A 22,308-nucleotide genomic window follows, 5' to 3' on the forward strand; every position below is an offset into this window, starting at 1 on the left:
CATAGGGTCACGTATGATCAAAGTCCGTTTGCTAAGTGCCGCAGTGTTGATGACCATGTTCACCTCATCTGCCTGGGCTTTTTCTATAGATGATGTTGCCAAACAAGCGAAGGCATTAGCCGATAAAGGTTACGAAGCGCCGAAAAGCAATCTTCCGTCTCAATTCCGCGATCTTAAATTCGCAGATTACCAACAAATTCAATTCAATCATGACAAAGCGTACTGGAAAAACCTGAATACGCCTTTCAAGCTTGAGTTCTACCATCAGGGGATGTACTTCGACACTCCGGTAAAAATCAACGAAGTGACGGCAGACTCCGTCAAAGAAATCAAATACAGCCCGGACTACTTTAACTTTGGCAACGTCAAACATGACGCTGACTCAGTCAAAAACCTCGGTTTTGCTGGCTTCAAAGTGCTTTATCCGATCAATAAAGCAGACAAAGATGATGAAATTATGAGTGTGCTGGGTGCCAGCTACTTCCGCGTCATCGGTAAAGGCCAGGTTTATGGCTTGTCTGCCCGTGGTCTGGCGATCGACACCGCGCTGGCTTCCGGCGAAGAATTCCCGCGTTTCCGCGAGTTCTGGATTGAACGTCCAAATCCAGACGAAAAACATTTAGTCATTTATGCCTTGCTCGATTCGCCGCGTGCGACCGGTGCTTATCGTCTGGATGTGTATCCGGGCAAAGAAGCGACCGTTGACGTGCAGTCACAAGTTTATCTGCGTGACAAAGTTGGCAAGCTGGGCATTGCTCCGCTGACCAGCATGTTCCTGTTTGGCGCGAATCAGCCTTCTCCGGTGATGAACTATCGTCCGGCGCTGCATGATTCCAACGGTCTGTCTATCCATGCCGGTAACGGTGAATGGATCTGGCGTCCGCTGAACAATCCGAAACACCTTGCTGTCAGCCAGTTCTCTATGGAGAACCCGAAAGGCTTCGGTCTGCTGCAACGTGGTCGCAGCTTCTCTAACTTTGAAGATCTCGACGATCGTTACGACCTGCGTCCGAGCGGCTGGGTTGAGACCAAAGGCGACTGGGGTAAAGGTAAAGTTGAGCTGGTGGAAATTCCAACCGCTGATGAAACCAACGACAACATCGTCGCGTTCTGGACACCGGAACAATTGCCGGATGCCGGTAAACCGCTGAGCCTGAACTATCGTCTGCATTTCACCCGTGAAGAAGAAAAATTACATTCTCCGGATCTGGCGTGGGTTGAACGTACCATGCGTTCTACCGGCGATGTGAAACAGTCGAATCTGATCCGTGAACCAGACGGCAGTGTGGCTTTCCTGGTTGATTTTGTCGGTCCAAATCTGAAAGCCCTGAAAAGCGATACTCCGGTGGCGTCTCAGGTCAGCGTGGGTGACAACGGTGAACTGGTTGAAAACACTGTCCGCTATAATCCGGTAACCAAAGGCTGGCGTCTGACGCTGCGCCTGAAAGTGAAAGATCCGAAGAAGGCGATCGAAATGCGCGCTTCTCTGGCTAATGGCGATAAAACACTGAGTGAAACCTGGAGCTATCAGCTGCCTGCAAATGAATAAGTCAACGCACTCTACTCATGATTATGTAGAAGCTTTGCCGCTTACTGATGACCAGAAAGCGGCGCTCACTCAGCAGCTTCCCGCTGAAGATGAGCAGGCTTTTGCTACCGTACATCACCGCTTAGGCGGTGATGTGACAGCCTCTGCTAATGCCCCTGAACCGGATGCACCTCTGCTCTCGGTGAAAGCGCGCGTCGGCGCAAGCTGGCCGGATGCGCTGGCCAACGGTTCTCTGGACGAAGTGGACAACGAAGGGCGCACCATCGCCAGCGCAATGCCGCCGGTGAAGCGTTCAAGTATGTTCCCGGATGTCTGGCGTACCAACCCGGTAGGGCGCTTCTGGGACAACCTGATGGGGCGCAGCGCGGCTTCGCGTCATACCGTTGCCGATATGCCGGAGTCAGAAAAGCGCTGGCGTCATGCCGGTTCGGTTCGTCGTTATGTCCTGCTGGTTCTGATGCTGGTACAGACGGCGATCGCAACCTGGTATATGAAAACCATCCTGCCTTATCAGGGCTGGGCGCTGATCGACCCCGCAGATATGCTGAATCAGGACTGGTTGCAGTCGGTTCTGCAATTGCTGCCGTACGTGTTGCAGACCGGGATTCTGGTGTTATTTGCCATTCTGTTCTGTTGGGTTTCGGCCGGTTTCTGGACCGCGCTGATGGGCTTTTTACAATTGCTTATCGGGCGCGACAAATACAGCATCACCGCGTCGACGAAGGGCGATGAGCCGCTGAACCCGAATAACCGTACTGCGCTGATCATGCCGATTTGTAACGAAGACGTGGAACGCGTTTTCGCGGGCCTGCGCGCCACTTACGAATCCGTTAAAGCTACAGGTGATTTGGATCAGTTTGATATTTACGTGCTGAGTGACAGCTACGATCCGGATATCTGTGTCGCTGAACAAAAAGCCTGGATGGAAGTGTGCCGCGATGTAGATGGTCATGGCCGTATCTTCTATCGCCGTCGCCGTCGCCGTGTGAAGCGTAAAAGCGGAAACATTGATGACTGGTGCCGTCGCTGGGGTGGGGAATATGCCTACATGGTTATCCTCGATGCGGACAGCGTCATGAGCGGCGAATGTCTGACCGGTCTGGCACGTCTGATGGATGCGAACCCGAACGCCGGTATTATTCAGTCTGCGCCAAAAGCGTCGGGCATGGATACGCTGTATGCACGTTGCCAGCAGTTTGCGACCCGTGTTTACGGCCCGCTGTTTACCGCCGGTCTTCACTTCTGGCAGTTGGGTGAATCCCACTACTGGGGGCACAACGCCATTATCCGCGTGAAACCGTTCATCGAGCACTGTGCGCTTGCGCCGTTGCCGGGTGAAGGTTCATTCGCCGGTTCCATCATGTCTCACGACTTTGTGGAAGCTGCGCTGATGCGCCGTGCGGGCTGGGGTGTGTGGATTGCTTACGATCTGCCGGGCAGTTATGAAGAATTACCGCCAAACCTGCTCGACGAGCTGAAACGCGACCGTCGCTGGTGTCACGGTAACCTGATGAACTTCCGCCTGTTCCTGGTCAAAGGTATGCACCCGGTTCACCGTGCGGTGTTCCTGACCGGCGTTATGTCCTACCTGTCTGCGCCACTGTGGTTTACGTTCCTTGCGTTGTCCACGGCATTGCAGGTGGTGCATACGCTGATGGAACCGACGTACTTCCTGCAACCGCGTCAGTTATTCCCGGTATGGCCACAATGGCGTCCTGAGCTGGCAATTGCCTTGTTCTCGACAACAATGGTTCTGCTGTTCCTGCCAAAACTGCTGAGTATCGTCCTGATCTGGGCGAAGGGAGCGAAGCAATTTGGTGGTGCATTCCGTCTACTGGTTTCCATGTTCCTGGAAATGCTGTTCTCGGTGCTGCTGGCGCCGGTGCGTATGTTGTTCCACACCGTTTTCGTGGTCAGCGCATTCCTGGGCTGGGAAGTGGTCTGGAACTCTCCGCAGCGTGACGATGATGACACGCCGTGGGGCGAAGCATTTAAACGCCATGGTTCGCAGCTTCTGCTCGGTGCCGTCTGGGCTGCCGGTATGGCATGGCTGGACTTGCGCTTCCTCTGGTGGCTGGCGCCAATCGTCTTCTCTCTGATCCTGTCACCGATTGTTTCGGTTCTTTCGAGCCGTGCAACGCTTGGGATTAAGAGTAAGAAAGCCAAACTGTTCCTGATCCCGGAAGAGTACGACCCGCCGCGCGAGCTGGTTGCGACTGAAGAATATCTGGCGCTGAACCGTGAACGTAAGCTGCAAAACGGCTTTATGCATGCGGTGTTTGATCCGGGCTTCAACGCACTGGCAACGGCGATGGCGACATCCCGTCACCTGTTGCGTGAAACGGTAGAAAACGGTCGTCGTGCTCGTCTGGAGCAGGCTCTGAAAACCGGGCCAAAAGATTTGGGCAAAGCTGACCGACTGGTCTTGCTGAGCGACCCGGTGCTGATGGCGCGTTTACACTCCGCGGTGTGGACGCAACCCGATCAGCAGGCGTGGGGCGCTTACTACGACCAGCTTCCACGTAACGTGCAGGCTTTCCCTGTGACGCAGACGCTGGAAGTTAAACCCGCCTGAGTTAACTAGCGGGCTGAAAGGGCAGTATGTGAAAACATGCTGCCCTTTTTATTGCTTCACGATCACAGACCTGCACAGCCTATCACGCCGCAAAGACAACAGGTGACTCTCAGGCCCGCAGCGTATAAAGTTTTACGTACCCTTAACATCAGGGTACATAACGCGTGTGATATTCTGAGCGCGCTGTTCAGCGCTTAAAAAGAGCTTCTTTTGATTTGAATCGACAGGTTGGGTAAGTGATTAATCGCGTAATTTTTCGTGGATGTGTACTGGCGCTACTGGCTACCGCGCTGACAGGTTGCGGCAGCATTATCAGCCGCACCGTGCCGGGGCAGGGGCATGGCAACCAGTATTATCCCGGCGTGCAGTGGGATTTACGTGACAGCCCGTGGCGGTATGTCACTGTTATCGATGTTCCGCTGTCCATGATTGTCGATACCTTCATGCTGCCGATTGACGCCCGCCACGGGCCTTACGAATAAATCTGTTAGAAACGTTTAGTCGATATCCCGGCCCGGATAATCGTCCTCGTCATCCCACTCTTCGGCGGCGGCTTCGCCTTCTTCCGTATCCAGTTGCGGCTCATGCTGGAATTCACCTTCGTCCCATTCATACAGCGTCGCTTCTTCCTGCCATTCTTCTTCGAGTTCGATCTGATCGTAATCTTCGTCAAAGATAGCCTGCGCGGCCGCGCCACTGCGGAACGTCAGCGCATCGATGGCGTCACCTTCATCGCTGAGAAATTCTGCCTGCCACATCACATCGCCATCCTGCATGATGTATTTTTGCAGGTTGAACTGATCCGGAACGGGCTCTTCATCGTTCTGAACTTTTTCCTGTGCGGCTTCGAGAAATTCTTCGCGGGCGGCATCAATAGCTTCTTCAAGCGTTGCGTACATGCTCATTGTTGTCTCCTGAGTTGAATGAGGGGAAATAATCAATAGTCTTGATAGTAAATAGCGTTAGGAATGAAGAAGTAACAGCCATCTGACAGTGAAAACTCTGATTAAATGATTGTTGTCGATAAATGACAGGATGCAAGTTTTGAGATAAAAAAACAGGTCGCCTTTCTTCTGCTATTCTCTGAGTCTTAATGCCGGAGCACGGTAAACTGAAGGAGTGATGGCGGCTATGGTTTCACGAAATGCGGTGCTGAGGGTTGCCCGTCCGACAGATCATCTGGAGCGGATTGCGGCGATGTACAGTCAGGGACTGGGCTTTGAGGTGATCGGCGGTTTCAGCAATCATCAGAATTTTGATGGCGTTCTGATCGGCCATCCGCATCATCATTACCACCTGGAATTTACGCATCACCACGGAACCAGCGTCGGGCGCGCGCCGACGCAGGATAACCTGCTGGTGTTTTATATCCCGGAGCCGGCGCAATGGCAGGCGCAGTGCGACGCAATGCTGCAAGCCGGGTTTATTGCCGTTCCTTCATACAATCCGTATTGGGATGAAAATGGTCAAACGTTCGAAGATTTAGACGGTTATCGCGTGGTGCTGGCTTCACGTGACTGGACCGTGTAAAGAGAAATGTCAGAAGAGCTTCAGCTTTGCAAAGAGGGCGGTGGCAGAGGGTAAAAGTTTAGCAAACCGCCAGTCCGGGGCAGAATTGGCAGGTAGAGTGGCGGTGAACTTTCAAGAATAAGGTTACTGCTATGAAGATGCTTTCCCGTACTTTGCTTATGCCGCTGTGTGGTCTTAGTCTGTTTTTCAGCGTCGCCGGTATGGCGGCTGACAGCACGCATCCGCAACCGCCGATGGAACACCCGCACGGTATGCCGCCATTCGACCATGAAGGCATGCTCCCTCCGCCACCGGTGATGATGGGGCTCTGCCATCCGGGCGCATTATTCTGTGCGAGCGTGGCCAGCGATAATCCAACGGAAACGATTCAGAAACTGACTTCGGTGCTTCCGTCGACAACGGCGGGCAAACATTATGAAGTCCGTCTGGCGGTGGTTGAAGTGCCTGACCACCTGCCGGTGCCTCCGCAGGCAGAAAAAGCTAAGTAAGGTGTTTCAACACGCTGGCCGGAATTAATCGACCATTGCCTGACGCGGCCGGCGTTGCAGACACCACCAGGAATACACGGCGTTAAACAGAACCACCAGCGCCGTGACGCAAAATACCGTGCGGAATCCGTAGCTTGCCGAAACTGCCGCACCCAGCAGAGGGCCGGTGACATTCCCGACATCACGGAAAGACTGGTTATAGCTGAAAACCCTTCCCGCCACCTGATTGGTGCAGTTGTAAATCAGCAGCGTTTGCACCGCCGGGAGCAGCGCACCGTCGGTTGCCCCCAGCAGAAAACGTAAAATGCCTAACTGAAGCGGCGTTTGCACGAATGCCATCGGGATCAGCAAAAGGACGGATAACCCCATCATGGCCACCAAAATCCTTTCAGGCCCGATTCTGTCCCCTAGTTTCCCCAGCCTCGGCGCACTCATCAGCGCAGCCACGCCGGGCACCGACGCAATCATCCCGCTGATAAACGCCAGATTTGCAGTGTTGCCCGCCAGTTCGCGCACGTAAAGCGTGAGTATTGGCGCAATCGATCCGGTCGCCACCTGAATAATCATCGTGGTGACAAACAGGCAAAGCACCAGCTTGGGGTTTTTCAGCGAAGCAAAAACCTGCTTGCGGTTGAGCATGTCTTTCTTGTTCACAGGAACAAATTGTTCGCGGATACAGTATAACGTCATCACAAAACAGAGGAAAAGTACGGCTGCGGTAATGAAGAATACGGGGCGCAAACCGTAGTTATCGGCCAGCAAACCGCCGACCAGCGGGCCAAGCAGTGCGCCGCTGACGCCACCTGTGGAGAGTGTCCCCAGCGCCCAGCCGCTTTTATTGCGTGGAATTTGTGTGGCAATCAGCGCATTGGCATTCGGCACAAAGCCGCCGAGCAAACCCAGCAGCGCGCGAAGGACTAAAAATTGCCAGATGTTTTGCGCAAAGCCCATGAGCATCATGACAATCGCCATGCCCAGCGCAGAGCGCAGCAGCATGATTTTACGGCCTTTACGGTCAGCCAGGCCGCCCCAGAAGGGCGAAGCAATCGCGGAAAACAGGAAGGTAATGCTGAATACCAGACCCGACCACATGTTCAGGGATTCGTGGCCGGTCACACCCAGAGTTTCGACGTAAAGCGGCAGGAAAGGCATGATCAGGCTGAATGCGGCACCGGTAAGGAAGCAGCCAATCCAGGCAACATACAGATTTCGTTTCCAGTTTATGGGTTCTGGTGCGGTTTCAGATTCAGATGCCGAAGTCATAAATTACCGAAAAAAGAGGTCAGATTCGCTCTGGAATGACCGATGGGAACAAGGCAGAGCACAAGTAACAATCAATTGGCTGGATAATTATGCGCCTAATTATCATCCACTTCAATGATGTTAATGAACTGTAACAACGAAAGTAAAATACCGTTTTATCGCGGCAGGCGTGATGAAGAAGATCAACTGAGGCGGCGAAAATGCAAAAAAAACGGCCAGCGATGAGGCTGGCCGCGACAGACACAGAATTAAAATACAAACCAAAAAACAGACACAGCAATAAAACAGGGTTTAACGCAGGGCTGCGTTTTTCATCACAGAATAACGGCCGCTGCCCAGGAACATAATCACCAGGCCGCCAAAGAAGTATAAGGCTTCGCCTTCCAGACCCCAGGCGCCGACATCGGTCACGGTGAAGAATTTACCGGCAACCACCAGCAGAACTGCCACTAAAATGTTGAATGCCATCACCAGCGCCGCAGGGCGGGTAAAGATGCCCAGAATAATCAGAACCGGTGCAATCACTTCACCGATGTATGCGCCATAAGCGATGAATCCCGGTAAGCCAGCGGCCTGCAACATTTTGGCAATCCAGCCCACGCCATTTTCCATTTTCGCCACGCCGTGGAATAAAATCAAAATCCCGAAAGTCAGACGCAACAGCAACTTACCAAAGTCAGGGTGATCGGTAACGCGGGTAAAAGCAGTGTTCAGTTTAGCCAGCATGATGTATTCCTTTTGAAGGTCACAAAGTGGCCACGCGGCTCCCAAGAAGTGTGGGAGTAATCACGTGGAGAAATCATGGGGAGAGTATTGGCCTAAATGGGATGGGATAAAATCTGATAACTTTGAAGAAGTCTGTCAAAAAAACTGTCGAAGCAAATCAAAAAACCGGTTCAGGATGCACTGAACCGGCCTTTAAGTTTACTCGCTGAGGGCTTTGTACAGCGAAGGCTCGCCCTGCGGGCGCGTTTTGAAGCGGCGATGCAGCCACATATATTGCTCAGGTGCCTGACGGATTTCGTCTTCTACCACTTTGTTCATGTACGCGGCGGCAACCACTTCATCATCCAGCGGGAAATCGGCGACCTGCGGATGAATAATCATTTCGTAGCCTTTTCCGCCCGCCAGACGGCGCGGCGTAAATGGAATAATGGCCGGTTTGCCCATTCGTGCCAGCAGATAGGTGCCGGTGGTTGTCGCGGCTTTATCCACGGCAAAGAAAGGCACAAACACGCTGGCGCGCGGGCCGTAGTCGTGATCCGGCGCGTACCAGATAATATCGCCCTGTTTCAGGCTGCGGATCATTCCTTTCAGATCTTTGCGATCCAGCATCCCTTTATTTGAACGCATGCGGCCTTTGGTCTGGATCCAGTCCATCAGCTTATTGTCATGCGGGCGATAAACGCCGACGCCCGGATTATGAATACCGAAAATACGCGCACCCAGTTCCAGCGTCAGGAAATGAACGCCAATCAGCAACACGCCTTGTTTGTTATCACGGGCGCGCTGAATATGTTCCAGACCGCTGACTTTAAACCAGCGTTCTATACGCCAGTCAGGCCAGAACCAGGCCATGCCGGTTTCAAATAAACCCATGCCGACTGATTCGAAATTTTTCACGACCATGTCTTCCCGCTGTTCCGGGTGCATATCGGGGAAACACAGTTCGATATTACGCTGGGCGATTTTGTAGCGACGTTTCAGAAAGCGCATTGAGAAGCGCCCAAGCCCGGTACCGATGCGGTAAATGACCGGATAAGGCAATAATACCAGCGCGTACAACAACCCCAGACCTATCCAGGTGATCCAGTAGCGTGGATGCAATAACGAACGATTAAAGGTAGGTACCTGAGTCATAGAATCTCTGCGTCAATGGATCGAAGTAGAAAGTTTATAAGCTCTGTCTAATGCAGCAGCCCGCTACAGAAATACGTCCACATTCCGATATGGAGCGCGTGTTATCCGTTATTTTTTGTAGCAAAGTGACATAGTGTGGCACTTTTTTGGTATTAGGTGAAAATTCACGGCACTAATACCTCATTTAACTTATGGACTGCATGAATGAAAAACAATGTGATTTGTTTATGAACAGTTCAGCTGTTTTCTCCATGCGTCTTCGAATCAAATATCCGCAGAGAACGGCTTTTTGTCAATGAAACGGACAGCCCGGGGGCTGTCCGTGATCACGTTTAGTAAACTACCCGGCATTATTCCGGCAGGAATAATCCTTTCACGCTGTGAGGTTCGCTGCGCCAGTACTGTTTCGGTGCATAAACTTTTGCCCCGAGTTTTGCAGCGGCGTGCCATGGCCAGCGTGGGTTATACAAAATACCGCGTGCCAGTGCGATCATATCCGCCTGTCCGGTGCCAACAATGGCTTCGGCCTGTTCCGGTTCAGTGATTAAGCCCACGGCGATCACCGGCATTTTGACGTGCTGTTTGATGCTGTCGGCGAATGGCACCTGATAATTTGGTCCTACGGCGATTTTCTGGTGCTGGCTCAGGCCGCCGCTGGACACATGAATATAACTGCAACCCAGCTTATCCAGTGCTTTGGCGAGTTCAATGGATTGCTCCAGATCCCAACCGCCTTCTACCCAGTCGGTGGCGGAGATGCGCACGCCGATGGGTTTATCCGCCGGGAAGGCCGCGCGAATTTCCTGGAAGATTTCCAGCAGCAGGCGCATACGGTTTTCCAGAGAACCGCCGTACTGATCGGTGCGCTGGTTGGAAAGCGGAGACAGGAACTGGTGCAGGAGATAACCGTGCGCGCCGTGCAGTTCCAGCAGATCAAACCCGAGGCGATCGGCGCGTCGTACGCTATCCACGTATGCTTTTTTCAGTTCGCTGATGCGTTCAGCAGAAAGCGCGGCGGGCGCTTCTGTTCCTTCGGCAAAAGGAATAGCGGAAGGTGCGGCGGTTTGCCAGCCACCGGCGGACTGAGAAATTTGCGCGCCGCCTTTCCACGGTGCGGCGTGAGAGGCTTTGCGTCCTGCGTGGCCGAGCTGCAAACCGAGAGGAATATTGCTGTTTTCGCGCAGGCCGTCGATCAGTCCTTTCAGCGCAGCTTCAGTTTCATCATCCCACAGCCCTAAATCCTGCGCAGAAATGCGCCCGACGGCTTCCACCGCTGTGGCTTCGAGGATCAGCAAACCAGCACCGGAAAATGACAATTGTCCGAGATGCGCGTGGTGCCACGAAGTCGCTTTCCCCTCGTCGGAGGAGTACTGGCACATTGGTGCGATAACAATGCGGTTAGGGAGCGTCAGGCCGCCCAAAGAAATCGGTTCAAAAAGTTTGCTCATATTTCCTGCCCCTTAAAAAATCAATGTGGTGGATATACCCGTCATACTTCAAGCTGCTTATGCGTTGGCTGCAACCGCTCACCCCAGTCACTTACTTGAGTAAGCTCCTGGGGATTCACGGCTTTGCCGCCTTCAAGCAACTTGAATTATTTTGGGTATAGATCACAAGTATGGATAACATCTGAGAATAGGTTACCGCATTTAGAAAAAGGGCAAGAAGCAGCAGGTGTTTTTCTTATCATGAATTTGCAACGGAAGATGTCGCCGGTGTTGCTTTAATGTATAATCTTGCCGCTTCAAAAGTAGCTAATTGGTTTCCAATAGTTAAATCCCCCTGAAAGACAGGAACGTACACCATGCCAGTGTTACATAACCGTATTTCTAACGAGGAACTCAGAGCGCGCATGTTGGCTGAAACCGAGCCCCGCACGACTGTTTCTTTTTATAAGTATTTCCAGCTCGAAGATCCGAAAGCTTTTCGTGATGCCTTGTATATCAGCCTGACACGCCTGAATGTGTTTGGCCGTATTTACGTGGCAAAAGAAGGGATTAACGCGCAGATCAGCGTGCCGCAAAGCCAGTTTGACGCGTTCAAAACCGAGCTGTTTTCCAGCCATCCGGCGCTGGATAACATCCGCCTGAACGTGGCGCTGGAAGACGACGGCAAATCCTTCTGGGTTCTGCGTCTGAAAGTGCGTGACCGTATTGTGGCGGACGGCATCGATGATGAGTCGTTCGATCCGTCGAATATCGGCGAGTACCTGAAAGCCGAGCAGGTCAACGCCATGATTGACGACCCGGATACGCTGTTTGTCGATATGCGTAACCACTATGAATATGAAGTGGGGCATTTCGATAAAGCGATTGAAGTCCCGTCTGACACTTTCCGCGATCAGCTGCCAATGGCCGTTGATATGCTGAAAGAAGACAAAGACAAGAAAATCGTCATGTATTGCACCGGCGGTATTCGCTGTGAAAAAGCCAGCGCCTACATGCTGCATAACGGTTTTAAAAACGTGTATCACGTGGAAGGCGGCATTATCGAATATGCGCGCCGTGCGAAAGAGCAGGGTTTGCCAGTTAAATTCAAAGGTAAAAACTTTGTCTTTGATGAACGCATGGGCGAACGCATTTCTGACGATGTGATCGCGCATTGTCATCAGTGTGGCGCGGCGTGTGATAACCATACCAACTGTAAAAATGACGGCTGCCATTTGCTGTTCATTCAGTGTCCGACCTGTGCGGCGAAGTTCGACGGTTGTTGCAGCGAAATCTGTATGACTGAGCTGAAACTGCCGGTTGAAGAACAGCGTGCGCTGCGTGCTGGCCGTGAAAATGGGATCAAGATTTTCAATAAGTCCAAAGGGCTGTTGCAAACGACCATGCACATTCCGGCACCGGAAAACGACTGAACTTTTGATCCGTCGTAAAAAAGGCCCTGACGATTTAAAACCGTCAGGGCCTTTTGTTTTGGCGATGCGGATTACTTTTCCTGCACGCCTTCCACGGAAATGATCAGCTCGACATCCTGCGATGCAGGGCCGAGATCGGTGGTGATCCCGTAATCCTTCAGCGCAATTGTGCCTGCGGCTTCAAACCCGGCGCGATAACCGCCCCACGGATCCTTACCCTGACCCAGCAATTTCGCCTGAAGGGTTAACGGTTTCGTCACGCCATTCAGGGTGAAATCACCGGTAACGGCCAGGTTATCGCCCTCTTTTTTCACCGACGTGGATTTAAATGTAGCCTGCGGATGCTTGCTCACATTGAGGAATTCCGCGCTGCGCAGGTGTTTATCACGTTCGGCATGGTTCGTGAACACGCTGGTGGTGTTGATGGTCACGTTCACTTTATCCGCTGACGGGTCTTTCTCGTCAAAGGTAAAGCCGCCGTCAAAATCGTTAAAACTGCCGTAAAGCCAGCTGTAGCCCAGATGCTTGATGCGGAACTCAATAAACGCGTGCTGTCCTTCTTTGTCGATTTTGTAATTCGCCGCACTTGCGGTGCCTGCGGCCAGCAGCAGGGATGCCAGTGTCAGGCCCAGAGTGGTTTTTTTCAGCATGGTTATTCTCCATTTATCCATTAAGTGAATCGCAAGGTGAAACAGTTCAGCGCCCCAGCATGCGTGTCAGCGTGCTGTCGCGGTCGATGAAATGATGTTTGAGTGCGGCCAGCGCGTGGAACGCAGAGATAATCACAATTCCCCACGCCATCCACAGATGTACGGTGCCGGCGATGTCCGCCTGTTGCTCAAGCCCGAACAGGGTGGCCGGAATATCAAACCAGCCGAAAACGCTGACCGGCTGGCCTTCGGCGGTCGAAATGAGATAGCCGCTGAGCAGGATCCCGAACAGACCGGCAAAAAGCAGAACATGCGCGAGCCAGGCCCCGAGCCGGGTTTTAGCGCTGTAGCTGTCCAGCGGTTTTGGTGGCGGCGAAATAAAGCGCCAGGCCAGCCGGAATACCATGGCCGCGAAAACCAGCACGCCAATGCTTTTATGAATTTCCGGAGCCCGGTGATACCAGGTGTCGTAATAGCCCAGCCCGACCATCCATAATCCCAGTGCGAAAAGGCCATAAACAGCCAGCGCAACAATCCAGTGGATCAGAATTGAAATATGCCCGAAGCGCACAGTCGTATTTTTCCAAAACATAATTTGGCCGCTCGTTGTGAGAGTTATTTTTGGAAAGTAAACATTTGGAAACATTCTGGCAAACTATTATTTTCAAATTAGATGATTAATTTAACTTGTTCACTATTTTTGAACTGATTAAGGTTATCTTGTTCAGCTTATTCGTTTTTGATTCATCAGAACGGCTTTGATGGGCTGGGATTCAGTCTGGGTGCGGATTTGTCAGGTTTTGTCATCGACGGTAAAGTTTGTTTTATTACTAAAAATTTGAGTAAAAAAATTAATTTCATCCGTGATTGTTATTTTTGTATGATGACTAAAATGAAAAACGTTATCTGATTTAGCGGATAAGACTCTTCGGGATATTAATTCTAAATATTCCTTAAATATAACGTAAAGAAATCACGGGATATTATGCAAACTGATCGGGATCAGTTTATGGAAAGTCATCACCTCTATAATCTCCGAAAATTCTGATTAGGAATTTTTTTATCTACTAAAATGGATATGAGCCGGTGCGTGCACTTTCCTGACCCAACATAACCGGCATCCGACCTGACACGGAGAGTGACACTATGTTTCCTGCAATATGCCGTCATGCAGCCTTATCCCCACTGCTGGCCCTGTTTTTATCCCTTCCGGTTGTCGCGAATGCGCAATCTGTTCCGACGGTGACGACTTCGACTATCGCAACGCAAACTGATGGCGTCAGCCGTACTTATCTTGGCCGCCTTGAGGCTGTTCAGGCGGTGAATGTTGTCAGCCGCACGGAAGGTTTTATTTCGAAGCGGGCTTTCCAGGAAGGTCAGCTGGTTAAAGAAGGGGATGTCCTGTACGAAATCGACCCCGCGCTGCATCACTCCGCGGTGGCGCAGGCGAAAGCGCAGCTCGACAGTGCGAACGCCACGGCCCGACATGCGCAGACGCACCTGAACCGCATTCAGCGTCTGGGCGATGCACGGACGGTCAGTCAGTCCGATGTGGATACCGCACTTGCCGCACGCGATACCGCCCGGGCCGCCGTTGCGCAGGCTCAGGCCGCCCTGAAAACTCAGGAATTACAGCTGAGCTTTACCCGCATTACGGCACCTATTTCCGGGCGCATTGGCGTGAGTCATTATCACACCGGCAGTCTGGTGAATCCGGCGAGCGGCGCGCTGACTGAAATTGTTCAGCTCGATCCGGTTCGTGTGGTGATTTCCGTTAACGAACGCGATGTGCTCAGTGCCAGCCAGAGCAGCGGTTCGCTTGAGGACGCTTTCGCGGCGGATAACATGACGCTTTCGCTGCGTTTATCGAATGGTTCGCCGTACCTGAAAACACCGAAATTTGAATCCCTGGGAAACCGCATTGATACACAAACCGGCACATTGCCCGTCAGGCTGACCGTTGAGAATCCGGATCACCGTTTATTGCCGGGTGGCTCCGTTAACGTGCTGGCAGCACCACGCTCCGGACAGAAACTTCCGGTTCTGCCAGCCGCGGCTTTACAGCAGGACGCCACCGGCCACTTTGTTTTGCTGGTGAATGCTGAGCAGCAGGTTGAGAAACGGCCTGTCCGCCTGGGCGCGCAGACCGGACAGGGATATTTCGTTCTGGAAGGTTTGCAGGGAGGAGAAAAAGTGGTCACCGAAGGGCTGCAATGGATCCAGCCAGGGATGAAAGTGAATGTGCGGGACGCCTCGGGTGCTCCGGCGACGCCGGCAAAAAAAGGTTAAGGAATAACTATGCTCGAGCAATTCATTAAAAGACCGCGCTTTGCGGTGGTCATCGCGCTGGTCACGGCGCTGATTGGTGCCGTGGCGCTCAAGGTGATCCCGGTGGAACAATATCCGGACATCACGCCGCCCGTTGTTTCTGTCAGCGCGATTTACCCCGGCGCCAGTGCGCGTGACGTCGCAGAATCTGTTGCCGCGCCCATTGAAGCGCAGGTCAACGGCGTCAGCAATATGCTCTATATGTCCTCAAACAGCGGCAATAACGGCAGTTACTCGCTGACGATTACCTTTGCCAGCGGAACGGATCCTGATACTGCGGCGGTTGAAGTGCAAAACCGTATCTCTCAGGTCAGCTCTCAGCTCCCGCCGGAAGTGCTGAATACTGGCGTTTCCGTGCGTAAGCAGGCATCCAATATTTTACTCGGGATCAGCCTGTTATCCCCGAAACATACCCACGACATGCTGTTTATCAGCAATTTCGCCAGCATCCAGCTGCGCGATGCTTTAGCGCGTATCGACGGCGTCGGCGATGTTCGCGTGTTTGGTTCCCGTGACTACAGCATGCGAATCTGGCTCGACCCGCGCAAGATGGAAGCACTGGATGTCAGCAGCATGGAAATCAGTTCGGCAATCCAGAGCCAGAACGTGCAGGCGGCGGCCGGTCAGATTGGCGCTTCGCCAAGCCCGTCCCTGCAGCAACAAACGCTGACTATCAGCGGGGCAGGACGTCTGAGTACGCCGGAAGAGTTCGGCAATATTATTGTCCGCAAAAATGCTAACGGCGGGACGGTGCGTTTGCATGACGTCGCGCGCATTGAACTGGGTGCACAGGATTATCAGGTCAACGCCACGCTGAATCAGACGCCGTCCGCCTTCCTGTCAGTTTATCCTGCACCGGGTGCCAATGCGCTAAATGTGGCCAATGCGGTGCGCGCGGAAATGGAACGTCAGGCGGGTTACTTCCCGGACGATCTGACTTATGAAATCAAATTCGACTCCACACGGTTTGTCAGCGCGACGCTGGATGAAATCGTTGTTTCTTTGGTGCTGACGTTCATCGTCGTTCTGACAATTGTTTACCTGTTCCTGCAAAGTTTGCGCGCCACGTTCATTGTTGCGCTGACCATTCCCGTCTCTTTGCTCGGCACATTTGCCGTGCTTTACATCTTTGGATATTCGGCCAATACACTGAGTCTGTTCGCTATTATTCTGGCGCTGACGGTCGTGGTCGATGATGCGATTGTCGTGGTCGAAAACGTCGAACGGCTGATGGTCGAAGACCCATCGCTCGGGAGGGTAGCAGCAACACGTCTGGCACTGAAACAAATTGCCGGACCAGTTATTGCCACTACCGTGGTTCTGCTGGCGGTATTCGTGCCGATTGCCGTGCTGCCGGGGATTACCGGTGCGCTGTACCGTCAGTTTGCGGTGACGCTTTCTGCGGCGGTGGTGCTTTCAAGTATTAACGCATTAACGCTGACTCCGGCGCTGTGCGCAACATTACTCAAGCCCCGTCCGGAGAAACCTGCGCGCTTCTTCCAGCTCTTTAATAACGGGCTGGACAGCGTGCGCGATACCTATGTCAAAGCCGCACGCGGGATCAGCAAAAATGTGCTGACCAGTATTGTGAGCGTGATTGCGATCGCCGGTTTGTGTGCATGGGGTTACAGCAGCTTGCCGAAATCTTTCCTGCCAGATGAAGATCAGGGCTATTTCTTCGTAAATGTGCAGCTACCGGACGGCGCGTCCCTTAACCGTACCGATACGGTTCTCGGGCAGATGAAGGCGATCCTCGGGAAAGATGATGCGGTTGAAGATGTCATCGCGATCAGCGGATTCAGCCTGCTGAGCGGCGGGAGTTCACCGAATTCTGCCTTTGGTATTGTTTTGCTGAAACCCTGGGGTGAGCGCAGCAGCGTGGATCAGGTTATCGGACGGTTGCAACCGGCGATGGCGGGCATTCCATCTGCGATGATTATGGCGATAAACCCGCCAGCCATTTCCGGGCTAGGTACGGCTTCCGGGCTGGATTTGCGCTTACAGGCATTACGCGGACAATCACCGCAGGAACTGGCGGCGACCGGACAGGCGCTGATTCAGGCGGCAAATCAGGATCCGCAACTGAGCCGCGTCTTCACGACATTCAGTGCGTCCGTGCCTGAAATTGCACTCAGCGTGGATCGCGATCGTGCTGCGCAATTGCAGGTTCCGGTCAGCCGGATCTTCGGTACGTTGCAGACATCGCTCGGCGGGATCAATGTCAGCGATTTCATCATCAACAACCGTTTGTTCAACGTGCAGATGCAAAATGAGATGGAAGATCGCCAGCGTGCAGATCAAATCTCGACGCTGACCGTGCGCAGTGATAACGGTTCTCTCGTCAGTCTGGGGAAAATGGTCAGTCTGACGCCGTCTCTCGGCGCACCGTTTATTACGCAATATAACCAGTTCCCGTCACTGGCGATCAGCGGCTCCGCAGCGCCGGGCGTGAGTTCCGGGGAGGCGATGACGCAAATGGAACATATCCTGAGCGAGAAACTGCCCGCCGGTTATGGTTATCAGTGGACCGGGATGTCGTTGCAGGAAATTCAGGCGGGCGGTCAGGCTATTGTGATTTATGCCGCGGCGCTGCTTTTCGCCTATCTGTTCCTGGTCGCCCAGTATGAAAGCTGGAGCATACCGCTGGTGGTGATGATTTCGGTGATCTTTGCGGTATTCGGCGCCGTCGGTGGTCTGCATCTGGCCGGTCTGAGCAACGACGTATATGCTCAGATTGGTATGGTGTTGCTCATCGGGCTGGCGGCGAAAAATGCCATACTGATTGTCGAGTTTTCGAAAGCCAGAAGGGAAGAGGGCGCCACTATCCGTGAAGCGGCGCAGGACGGCGCGAAGCAACGTTTCCGCGCCGTCATGATGACCGCAATCTCGTTCATTCTGGGCGTCTTGCCGCTGGTACTGGCATCGGGTGCTGGCGCGATGAGCAGGCACATCATTGGTGTCACGGTATTTAGCGGAATGCTGTTGTCCACGACGGTAGGGATCTTGTTTATTCCGTCGCTGTATGTGCATGTTCAGCGTCTGCGGGAATGGGTGAAATCCCGTTAAAAAACTGGGCCGCATCAGGAGGAAGATTTGCGTAAAACGATCGTGACGACTCAGGGACTGAAAATCGTCGTAATGATGGCGATGCTGGTGGTGATTTTCGCGGGAATTAAATCTGCGGCGGACATCATCGTACCCTTCATTCTGGCGCTGTTTCTGGCTTTTGTTTTGAATCCGCTGATTGTGCTGCTGGGGAAATGTCGGGTGCCGCGCGCACTCGCCGTTTTGCTGGTGGCGACGCTGGTGATCTGCCTGATGGCTTTCATGACCACCAAACTGCTGGTGACGCTCAATGAATTTGCGCGCACGCTGCCGCAGTATCGCGGCCTGATCGTCGAAAAACTCAGTTATCTCGAGGAACTGTCCGGGCAAAGCGACCTGACGTTATCGCCTGATCAGCTGGCCAGTTATATCGACCCGGCAGCGACATTGAACCTGGTCAGTAAACTCATCAGCTATCTGTCTAACGCGATGGCGGGTTTGTTTCTGTTACTGATGACGGTGGCTTTTATGCTGCTCGAAGTGCCGCAGTTGCCGTACAAAATTGAACAGATGTCGGATGAACCGGGAAAGGGGATGGCAAACGTTCAGAGGGCGCTCGACAGCGTGACGCGTTATCTGGTGATCAAAACGTTAATCAGCGTGGTCACCGGGCTGGCGGTCTGGGCGCTGCTGGCAGCGACGGGGATCCGGTTTGCGTTTCTGTGGGGAATGCTGGCGTTTGCGCTGAATTATATTCCCAATATCGGTTCTTTTCTGGCGGCAATCCCGCCGGTTATTCAGGCGTTCTTGTTCAACGGCTTCAGTGAAGGGATTGTCGTGGCAGGAGGATATGTACTGATTAACCTTGTTTTTGGCAGCATTATCGACCCCAAAATTCTGGGGCGCGGGCTGGGGCTTTCGACGCTGGTGGTCTTTATGTCCCTGATTTTCTGGGGATGGCTGATGGGGCCGGTCGGAATGCTGCTCTCCGTGCCGCTAACCATCGTGCTGAAAATAGCGCTTGAACCCACGGCCGCCGGGCATAAGATTGCCGTTCTGCTGGGTGATGGCGCTGCAAGAAAACGCTAAAGCTTGTTTAACTCTTCAATGCGCACTGCGTGCGTTTCAATACTTTGCAAAGAGGCCATGAGTTGCTGACGGGCCGGTAAATCCAGCCCGTCAAACAACCGGTCGATGGCATCCTGCTTCGGTTTTTTAGTCTGTTCTAACGCCTGTTTTCCCGCTTCCGTTAATTCCAGCAATTGTGAACGGCGATCGGTCGGATGACGCTTGCGCACCAGCAAACCGTCCCGGTCCATGGCATCAATCGCATCGGTGATGGTTCGGGGAGATTGCTGAAGCACCAGAGCCAGTTCTGCGGGGCGGCAGGTACCTTCATGCGCGATGGCGGACAGAAGTTTTCCACGAGCCAGGGAAAGGCCCTGTGCGGACATTGCTGCGTCAACTTGTTTGCGCATCAGACGGATTACGGAAAGCAACGTTTCTGTAATTTCTGTTGGGGTGACATCTTCAGAAGCGGAGTGTTTCATGTTATGAGGCTGCTCAAGATAAGGCTGCTAATTTTAAACTTATTGTATGCCTCTGCCCGCAGAGTGCAACCGCGTAAACCGCTGATGTCTGAAGGTGTGAAACTGAATGGAAATCAGGAAGGCGAGTATATAAAAATGCCCTGATTGTTCAGGGCATTATGTGAATGATTTAGCTGTGTGCTTTGTAAATCATTAACAGATCGTCTTTAATCTGGCGGCTAATGGGTGTCGCGGAAATGTCATCAATCGGCCAGAATAAATACTTGATCAGATTGTAAATAAAACAGAATTCCAGCCGGTTCCGGACTTTAATTTTCTGAGCCAGATGGCGCTTATGAACATACACGGTGCGGCTGCTGATATTTAATTTTCTGGCAATCCGGTAGTTCGGCATTTCCGACATCCAGTACCCCATCACCAGAATTTCCTGATCGCTGAACAGGGTTCTTGGAATGCCGAAGTTATTTTCCGGCATAAAGGATTCCGGGTCTGCGGCAATCTCTTGTAATAATTGCGTTAATGACTGTTTATTGAGAACGAAAACTTCGCGGGTGATAGCAATCGGCGCATCACTGTCCGGATAATTCGCATCAATATAACAGTATATTCTGGCGGTATGGCGGAACTCAAAGAAAGCCTTCAATTCCAATGATAATTCAGCGTTATGACAATACTGCGTCATATTCACGAGAATAACGTCAGGCTGAAATTCTGTCAGTGAATTGAGTGCCTGAGAAATATTCACAGTATCAATAATGTCGAGATTATTATTCTCAACAAGATAAGAGAAAATTCCTAACCGGGTGAATCCACAGGGTTCAATAATAGAGAGTTTCATTCGACGTCCTTGTTCAGGCGTATCATTTACGCGTGGAAACCACTCCTGTGATTTCTGCATCTAGCATAGGTTTTTTTCTATAATGCTGTCAATTCGGAAATACCGGTCTATTGATCTCGTTCAAAGTGAAACTTAAAAATGACTCTTCGCGGAAATAAAATGACAACCGTCGAAAGAATATTAACGACGGTTGAAACATCTTTACATTAATTGAATCGGGAAAGGGAGAAAGGTTCAAGCTCGAAAGGAATAGGATGATTGTTAGCGAAATGAGTCACTATTTCACCTAATACGCTGGCAAATTTAAATCCGTGGCCGCTTAAACCTGAAATGACCAGTGTGTTTTCTCTGCCCGGCAATGTATCGATTATGAAATCTTCATCTGCGGTCATGTCGTAAGTGCATGACGCGCCGCGTAAACTCACCCCAACACCCGGCAAAAAGTGGCGGAAAAAGTTGAAGGATTCCGTTCCGTCCTGGCTGAATCCGCCGAAAGGTTTACGCTCTTGCGGCTCAGTGATCCACTGACCACCATTATGTTTTCCGAGCTTTAAGGAATCTTTTACGGAAGGGAAGCCGTAATACTGATCACCTTGCAGGGTTTCGAGCGTGAAGGCCGGGAAGTGATTTTCCTCGCTGTAACGCCCATCGGCATGAAACCAGGCAAAAACTTTGCGTAAAGGTTTCACCGGTAACTCCGGAAGGATTTTTGTCACCCAGGTTCCGGCGGTCACGGCCAGTTTTTTGCCATGATAAACGCCATCGATTGTGGAGACCTCAACACCGCCATCAACCCAGCGGATATCGTCGACCGGGCAGTTGAACAGCTGCCCGCAGCCCGCTTCGCGCGCGAGGCGGATGTAAGCGTTGATGGCCATTTCGCTTTGCAGATAACCAGAGTCAGGTTCGAAAACGCCGCAATAGCCGTCTGGTAAAGTAAACAGCTGCCATTTTTCGCGAATTTCAGCCGCGTTAAGAGACTGAGTGTTCAGGTTGTAGGTTTCAGCGCTAGTTTTCACATTGCCGATGAATTCGGAATCTTCAGGGCCAATATTCAACACGCCGCTGCGGTGAAAGACTTTATCACCGCTTAGCTCAGCCAGTTCATTCCAGAGCGTTTGTGCTCTCAGCAGCATGGGAACGTAACGGGCACCTTCACCATACGCGTGGCGGATAAGCCGCGTTTCGCCGTGATGGCTGCCTGCCTGATGAGGAGGTATTGCGCTGTCTATCATCAGCACTTTCAGCCCGGCACGTGTGGCGTAATAGCCCGCAGCCGACCCGACTGAACCGCTGCCAACGATGATGAGATCATAATCCATAACCAAATGCTCCTCTGTCGAAATTTTTTAACAAATTGACTACGGGCATGATAGTGAGTTTACGGCAGGGAAGGCAAGGGAGCAGAGGTAAAGAAAAAGGCACCAGGATGAAATCGCTGGTGCCTCAGGCTGACAGGTAAAACTTAGTGTTTTCGGTGATCACTGTATTCGTACTCGTTAGATTCTATCTTTTCGATACCGGCTTCGAGAATGTTGATCAGCTGCCTGGCAACGTCGGTAGTTAACCATAAAGTTCTGTCTACCTGAGCATCCTCGGGTGTCTGGTCTTTTGAAGACAGGTAATGAAGACGTATCATCATGGCGTCATAAGAGTCGACGGTACTGATATCCCAACCAACAAGCGGGTGTGTCTGAATAACTTCATCATTTCTGTCCATATAGACCCCTTATATTGTAGTGACTGACGTGAGTGACTATCTGAGGATCAAT

Annotated in this window: 20 protein-coding genes; 9 read left to right on the forward strand and 11 right to left on the reverse strand. The window is 52.2% G+C overall.

Annotation, left to right across the window (positions count from 1 at the left end; genetic code table 11):
* Nucleotides 1–13: 13 nt before the first annotated feature.
* The 3 genes from KWG64_RS17795 (at nt 14) to KWG64_RS17805 (ending at nt 4,606) form a co-directional block, all read left to right on the forward strand.
* A complete protein-coding gene (locus KWG64_RS17795; protein WP_152325576.1) occupies nt 14–1,549 on the forward strand; it encodes a glucan biosynthesis protein G in 1,536 nt (511 codons plus the stop codon).
* On the forward strand, nt 1,542–4,124 hold the full coding sequence (gene mdoH / locus KWG64_RS17800) for a glucans biosynthesis glucosyltransferase MdoH (protein WP_195822833.1): 2,583 nt from the start codon (nt 1,542–1,544) through the stop codon (nt 4,122–4,124). Before KWG64_RS17795 ends, mdoH begins: the two co-directional genes overlap by 8 nt.
* Nucleotides 4,125–4,360: 236 nt before the next feature.
* Nucleotides 4,361–4,606, forward strand: coding sequence for a YceK/YidQ family lipoprotein (locus KWG64_RS17805; protein WP_218522663.1), 246 nt, complete (start codon nt 4,361–4,363; stop codon nt 4,604–4,606).
* Between the two features lie 15 nt (nt 4,607–4,621).
* Here KWG64_RS17805 and KWG64_RS17810 read toward each other — a convergent pair whose 3' ends face one another.
* Entirely contained in the window at nt 4,622–5,029 is a 408-nt protein-coding gene (locus KWG64_RS17810) for a MysB family protein (protein WP_195814049.1), read from the reverse strand.
* Nucleotides 5,030–5,255: 226 nt separating this feature from the next.
* Here KWG64_RS17810 and KWG64_RS17815 point away from each other — a divergent pair, with 226 nt between their 5' ends.
* Both KWG64_RS17815 and KWG64_RS17820 read left to right on the forward strand, forming a co-directional pair.
* Nucleotides 5,256–5,654, forward strand: a complete 399-nt coding sequence (locus KWG64_RS17815) for a VOC family protein (protein WP_218522664.1) — start codon at nt 5,256–5,258, stop codon at nt 5,652–5,654.
* A 131-nt stretch (nt 5,655–5,785) separates the two neighbouring features.
* On the forward strand, nt 5,786–6,142 hold the full coding sequence (locus KWG64_RS17820) for a hypothetical protein (protein ID WP_218522665.1): 357 nt from the start codon (nt 5,786–5,788) through the stop codon (nt 6,140–6,142).
* Between the two features lie 24 nt (nt 6,143–6,166).
* Here KWG64_RS17820 and mdtG read toward each other — a convergent pair whose 3' ends face one another.
* The 4 genes from mdtG to KWG64_RS17840 all read right to left on the reverse strand — a co-directional run bounded on the left by mdtG (nt 6,167) and on the right by KWG64_RS17840 (nt 10,713).
* Entirely contained in the window at nt 6,167–7,405 is a 1,239-nt protein-coding gene (mdtG, locus tag KWG64_RS17825) for a multidrug efflux MFS transporter MdtG (RefSeq protein WP_195822836.1), read from the reverse strand.
* Nucleotides 7,406–7,696: 291 nt separating this feature from the next.
* Nucleotides 7,697–8,131 (reverse strand): DoxX family protein, encoded by a 435-nt coding sequence (locus KWG64_RS17830; protein ID WP_195822837.1) that lies wholly within the window; start codon nt 8,129–8,131, stop codon nt 7,697–7,699.
* Between the two features lie 198 nt (nt 8,132–8,329).
* Entirely contained in the window at nt 8,330–9,265 is a 936-nt protein-coding gene (locus tag KWG64_RS17835) for a Kdo(2)-lipid IV(A) acyltransferase (protein ID WP_152325584.1), read from the reverse strand.
* 350 nt (nt 9,266–9,615) lie between these two features.
* Nucleotides 9,616–10,713: an NADH:flavin oxidoreductase/NADH oxidase gene (locus KWG64_RS17840; protein WP_218522666.1), complete on the reverse strand. Its 1,098-nt coding sequence runs from the start codon at nt 10,711–10,713 to the stop codon at nt 9,616–9,618.
* Nucleotides 10,714–11,069: 356 nt separating this feature from the next.
* Between KWG64_RS17840 and KWG64_RS17845 the strand changes: the two genes are divergently transcribed.
* Entirely contained in the window at nt 11,070–12,125 is a 1,056-nt protein-coding gene (locus tag KWG64_RS17845) for a rhodanese-related sulfurtransferase (protein WP_101077224.1), read from the forward strand.
* A 71-nt stretch (nt 12,126–12,196) separates the two neighbouring features.
* Here KWG64_RS17845 and KWG64_RS17850 read toward each other — a convergent pair whose 3' ends face one another.
* Both KWG64_RS17850 and KWG64_RS17855 read right to left on the reverse strand, forming a co-directional pair.
* On the reverse strand, nt 12,197–12,772 hold the full coding sequence (locus KWG64_RS17850; RefSeq protein ID WP_218522763.1) for a YceI family protein: 576 nt from the start codon (nt 12,770–12,772) through the stop codon (nt 12,197–12,199).
* Nucleotides 12,773–12,821: 49 nt separating this feature from the next.
* Nucleotides 12,822–13,367 (reverse strand): cytochrome b, encoded by a 546-nt coding sequence (locus KWG64_RS17855; RefSeq protein ID WP_101077222.1) that lies wholly within the window; start codon nt 13,365–13,367, stop codon nt 12,822–12,824.
* 554 nt (nt 13,368–13,921) lie between these two features.
* Between KWG64_RS17855 and KWG64_RS17860 the strand changes: the two genes are divergently transcribed.
* Genes KWG64_RS17860 through KWG64_RS17870 form a run of 3 tightly spaced genes read left to right on the forward strand, consistent with a single transcriptional unit; the run spans nt 13,922 to nt 19,237 of the window.
* The gene (locus tag KWG64_RS17860; RefSeq protein ID WP_218522667.1) at nt 13,922–15,064 is read left to right on the forward strand and encodes an efflux RND transporter periplasmic adaptor subunit; all 1,143 of its coding nucleotides are present in this window, start codon (nt 13,922–13,924) and stop codon (nt 15,062–15,064) included.
* 9 nt (nt 15,065–15,073) lie between these two features.
* Nucleotides 15,074–18,169, forward strand: a complete 3,096-nt coding sequence (locus KWG64_RS17865) for an efflux RND transporter permease subunit (protein WP_218522668.1) — start codon at nt 15,074–15,076, stop codon at nt 18,167–18,169.
* A 27-nt stretch (nt 18,170–18,196) separates the two neighbouring features.
* Nucleotides 18,197–19,237 carry an AI-2E family transporter gene (locus KWG64_RS17870; RefSeq protein WP_218522669.1) on the forward strand — a complete coding sequence of 347 codons (1,041 nt, stop codon included), beginning with the start codon at nt 18,197–18,199 and terminating at the stop codon, nt 19,235–19,237.
* Here KWG64_RS17870 and KWG64_RS17875 read toward each other — a convergent pair.
* The 4 genes from KWG64_RS17875 to bssS form a co-directional block, all read right to left on the reverse strand.
* Entirely contained in the window at nt 19,234–19,698 is a 465-nt protein-coding gene (locus KWG64_RS17875; RefSeq protein ID WP_195822843.1) for a MarR family winged helix-turn-helix transcriptional regulator, read from the reverse strand. The two genes, KWG64_RS17870 and KWG64_RS17875, sit on opposite strands and share 4 nt — an antisense overlap.
* Before the next feature lie 169 nt (nt 19,699–19,867).
* The gene (locus tag KWG64_RS17880) at nt 19,868–20,536 is read right to left on the reverse strand and encodes a LuxR C-terminal-related transcriptional regulator (RefSeq protein ID WP_195814038.1); all 669 of its coding nucleotides are present in this window, start codon (nt 20,534–20,536) and stop codon (nt 19,868–19,870) included.
* 206 nt (nt 20,537–20,742) lie between these two features.
* Nucleotides 20,743–21,858, reverse strand: a complete 1,116-nt coding sequence (gene solA / locus KWG64_RS17885) for an N-methyl-L-tryptophan oxidase (protein ID WP_218522670.1) — start codon at nt 21,856–21,858, stop codon at nt 20,743–20,745.
* Between the two features lie 143 nt (nt 21,859–22,001).
* Complete coding sequence (gene bssS, locus KWG64_RS17890; RefSeq protein ID WP_013576258.1) at nt 22,002–22,256, reverse strand: biofilm formation regulator BssS; 255 nt, start codon at nt 22,254–22,256, stop codon at nt 22,002–22,004.
* Nucleotides 22,257–22,308 lie beyond the last annotated feature (52 nt).

Origin of the sequence: Rahnella sp. PD12R (assembly GCF_019200965.1) — a bacterium.
In the GTDB taxonomy this organism is placed as follows: domain Bacteria; phylum Pseudomonadota; class Gammaproteobacteria; order Enterobacterales; family Enterobacteriaceae; genus Rahnella; species Rahnella laticis.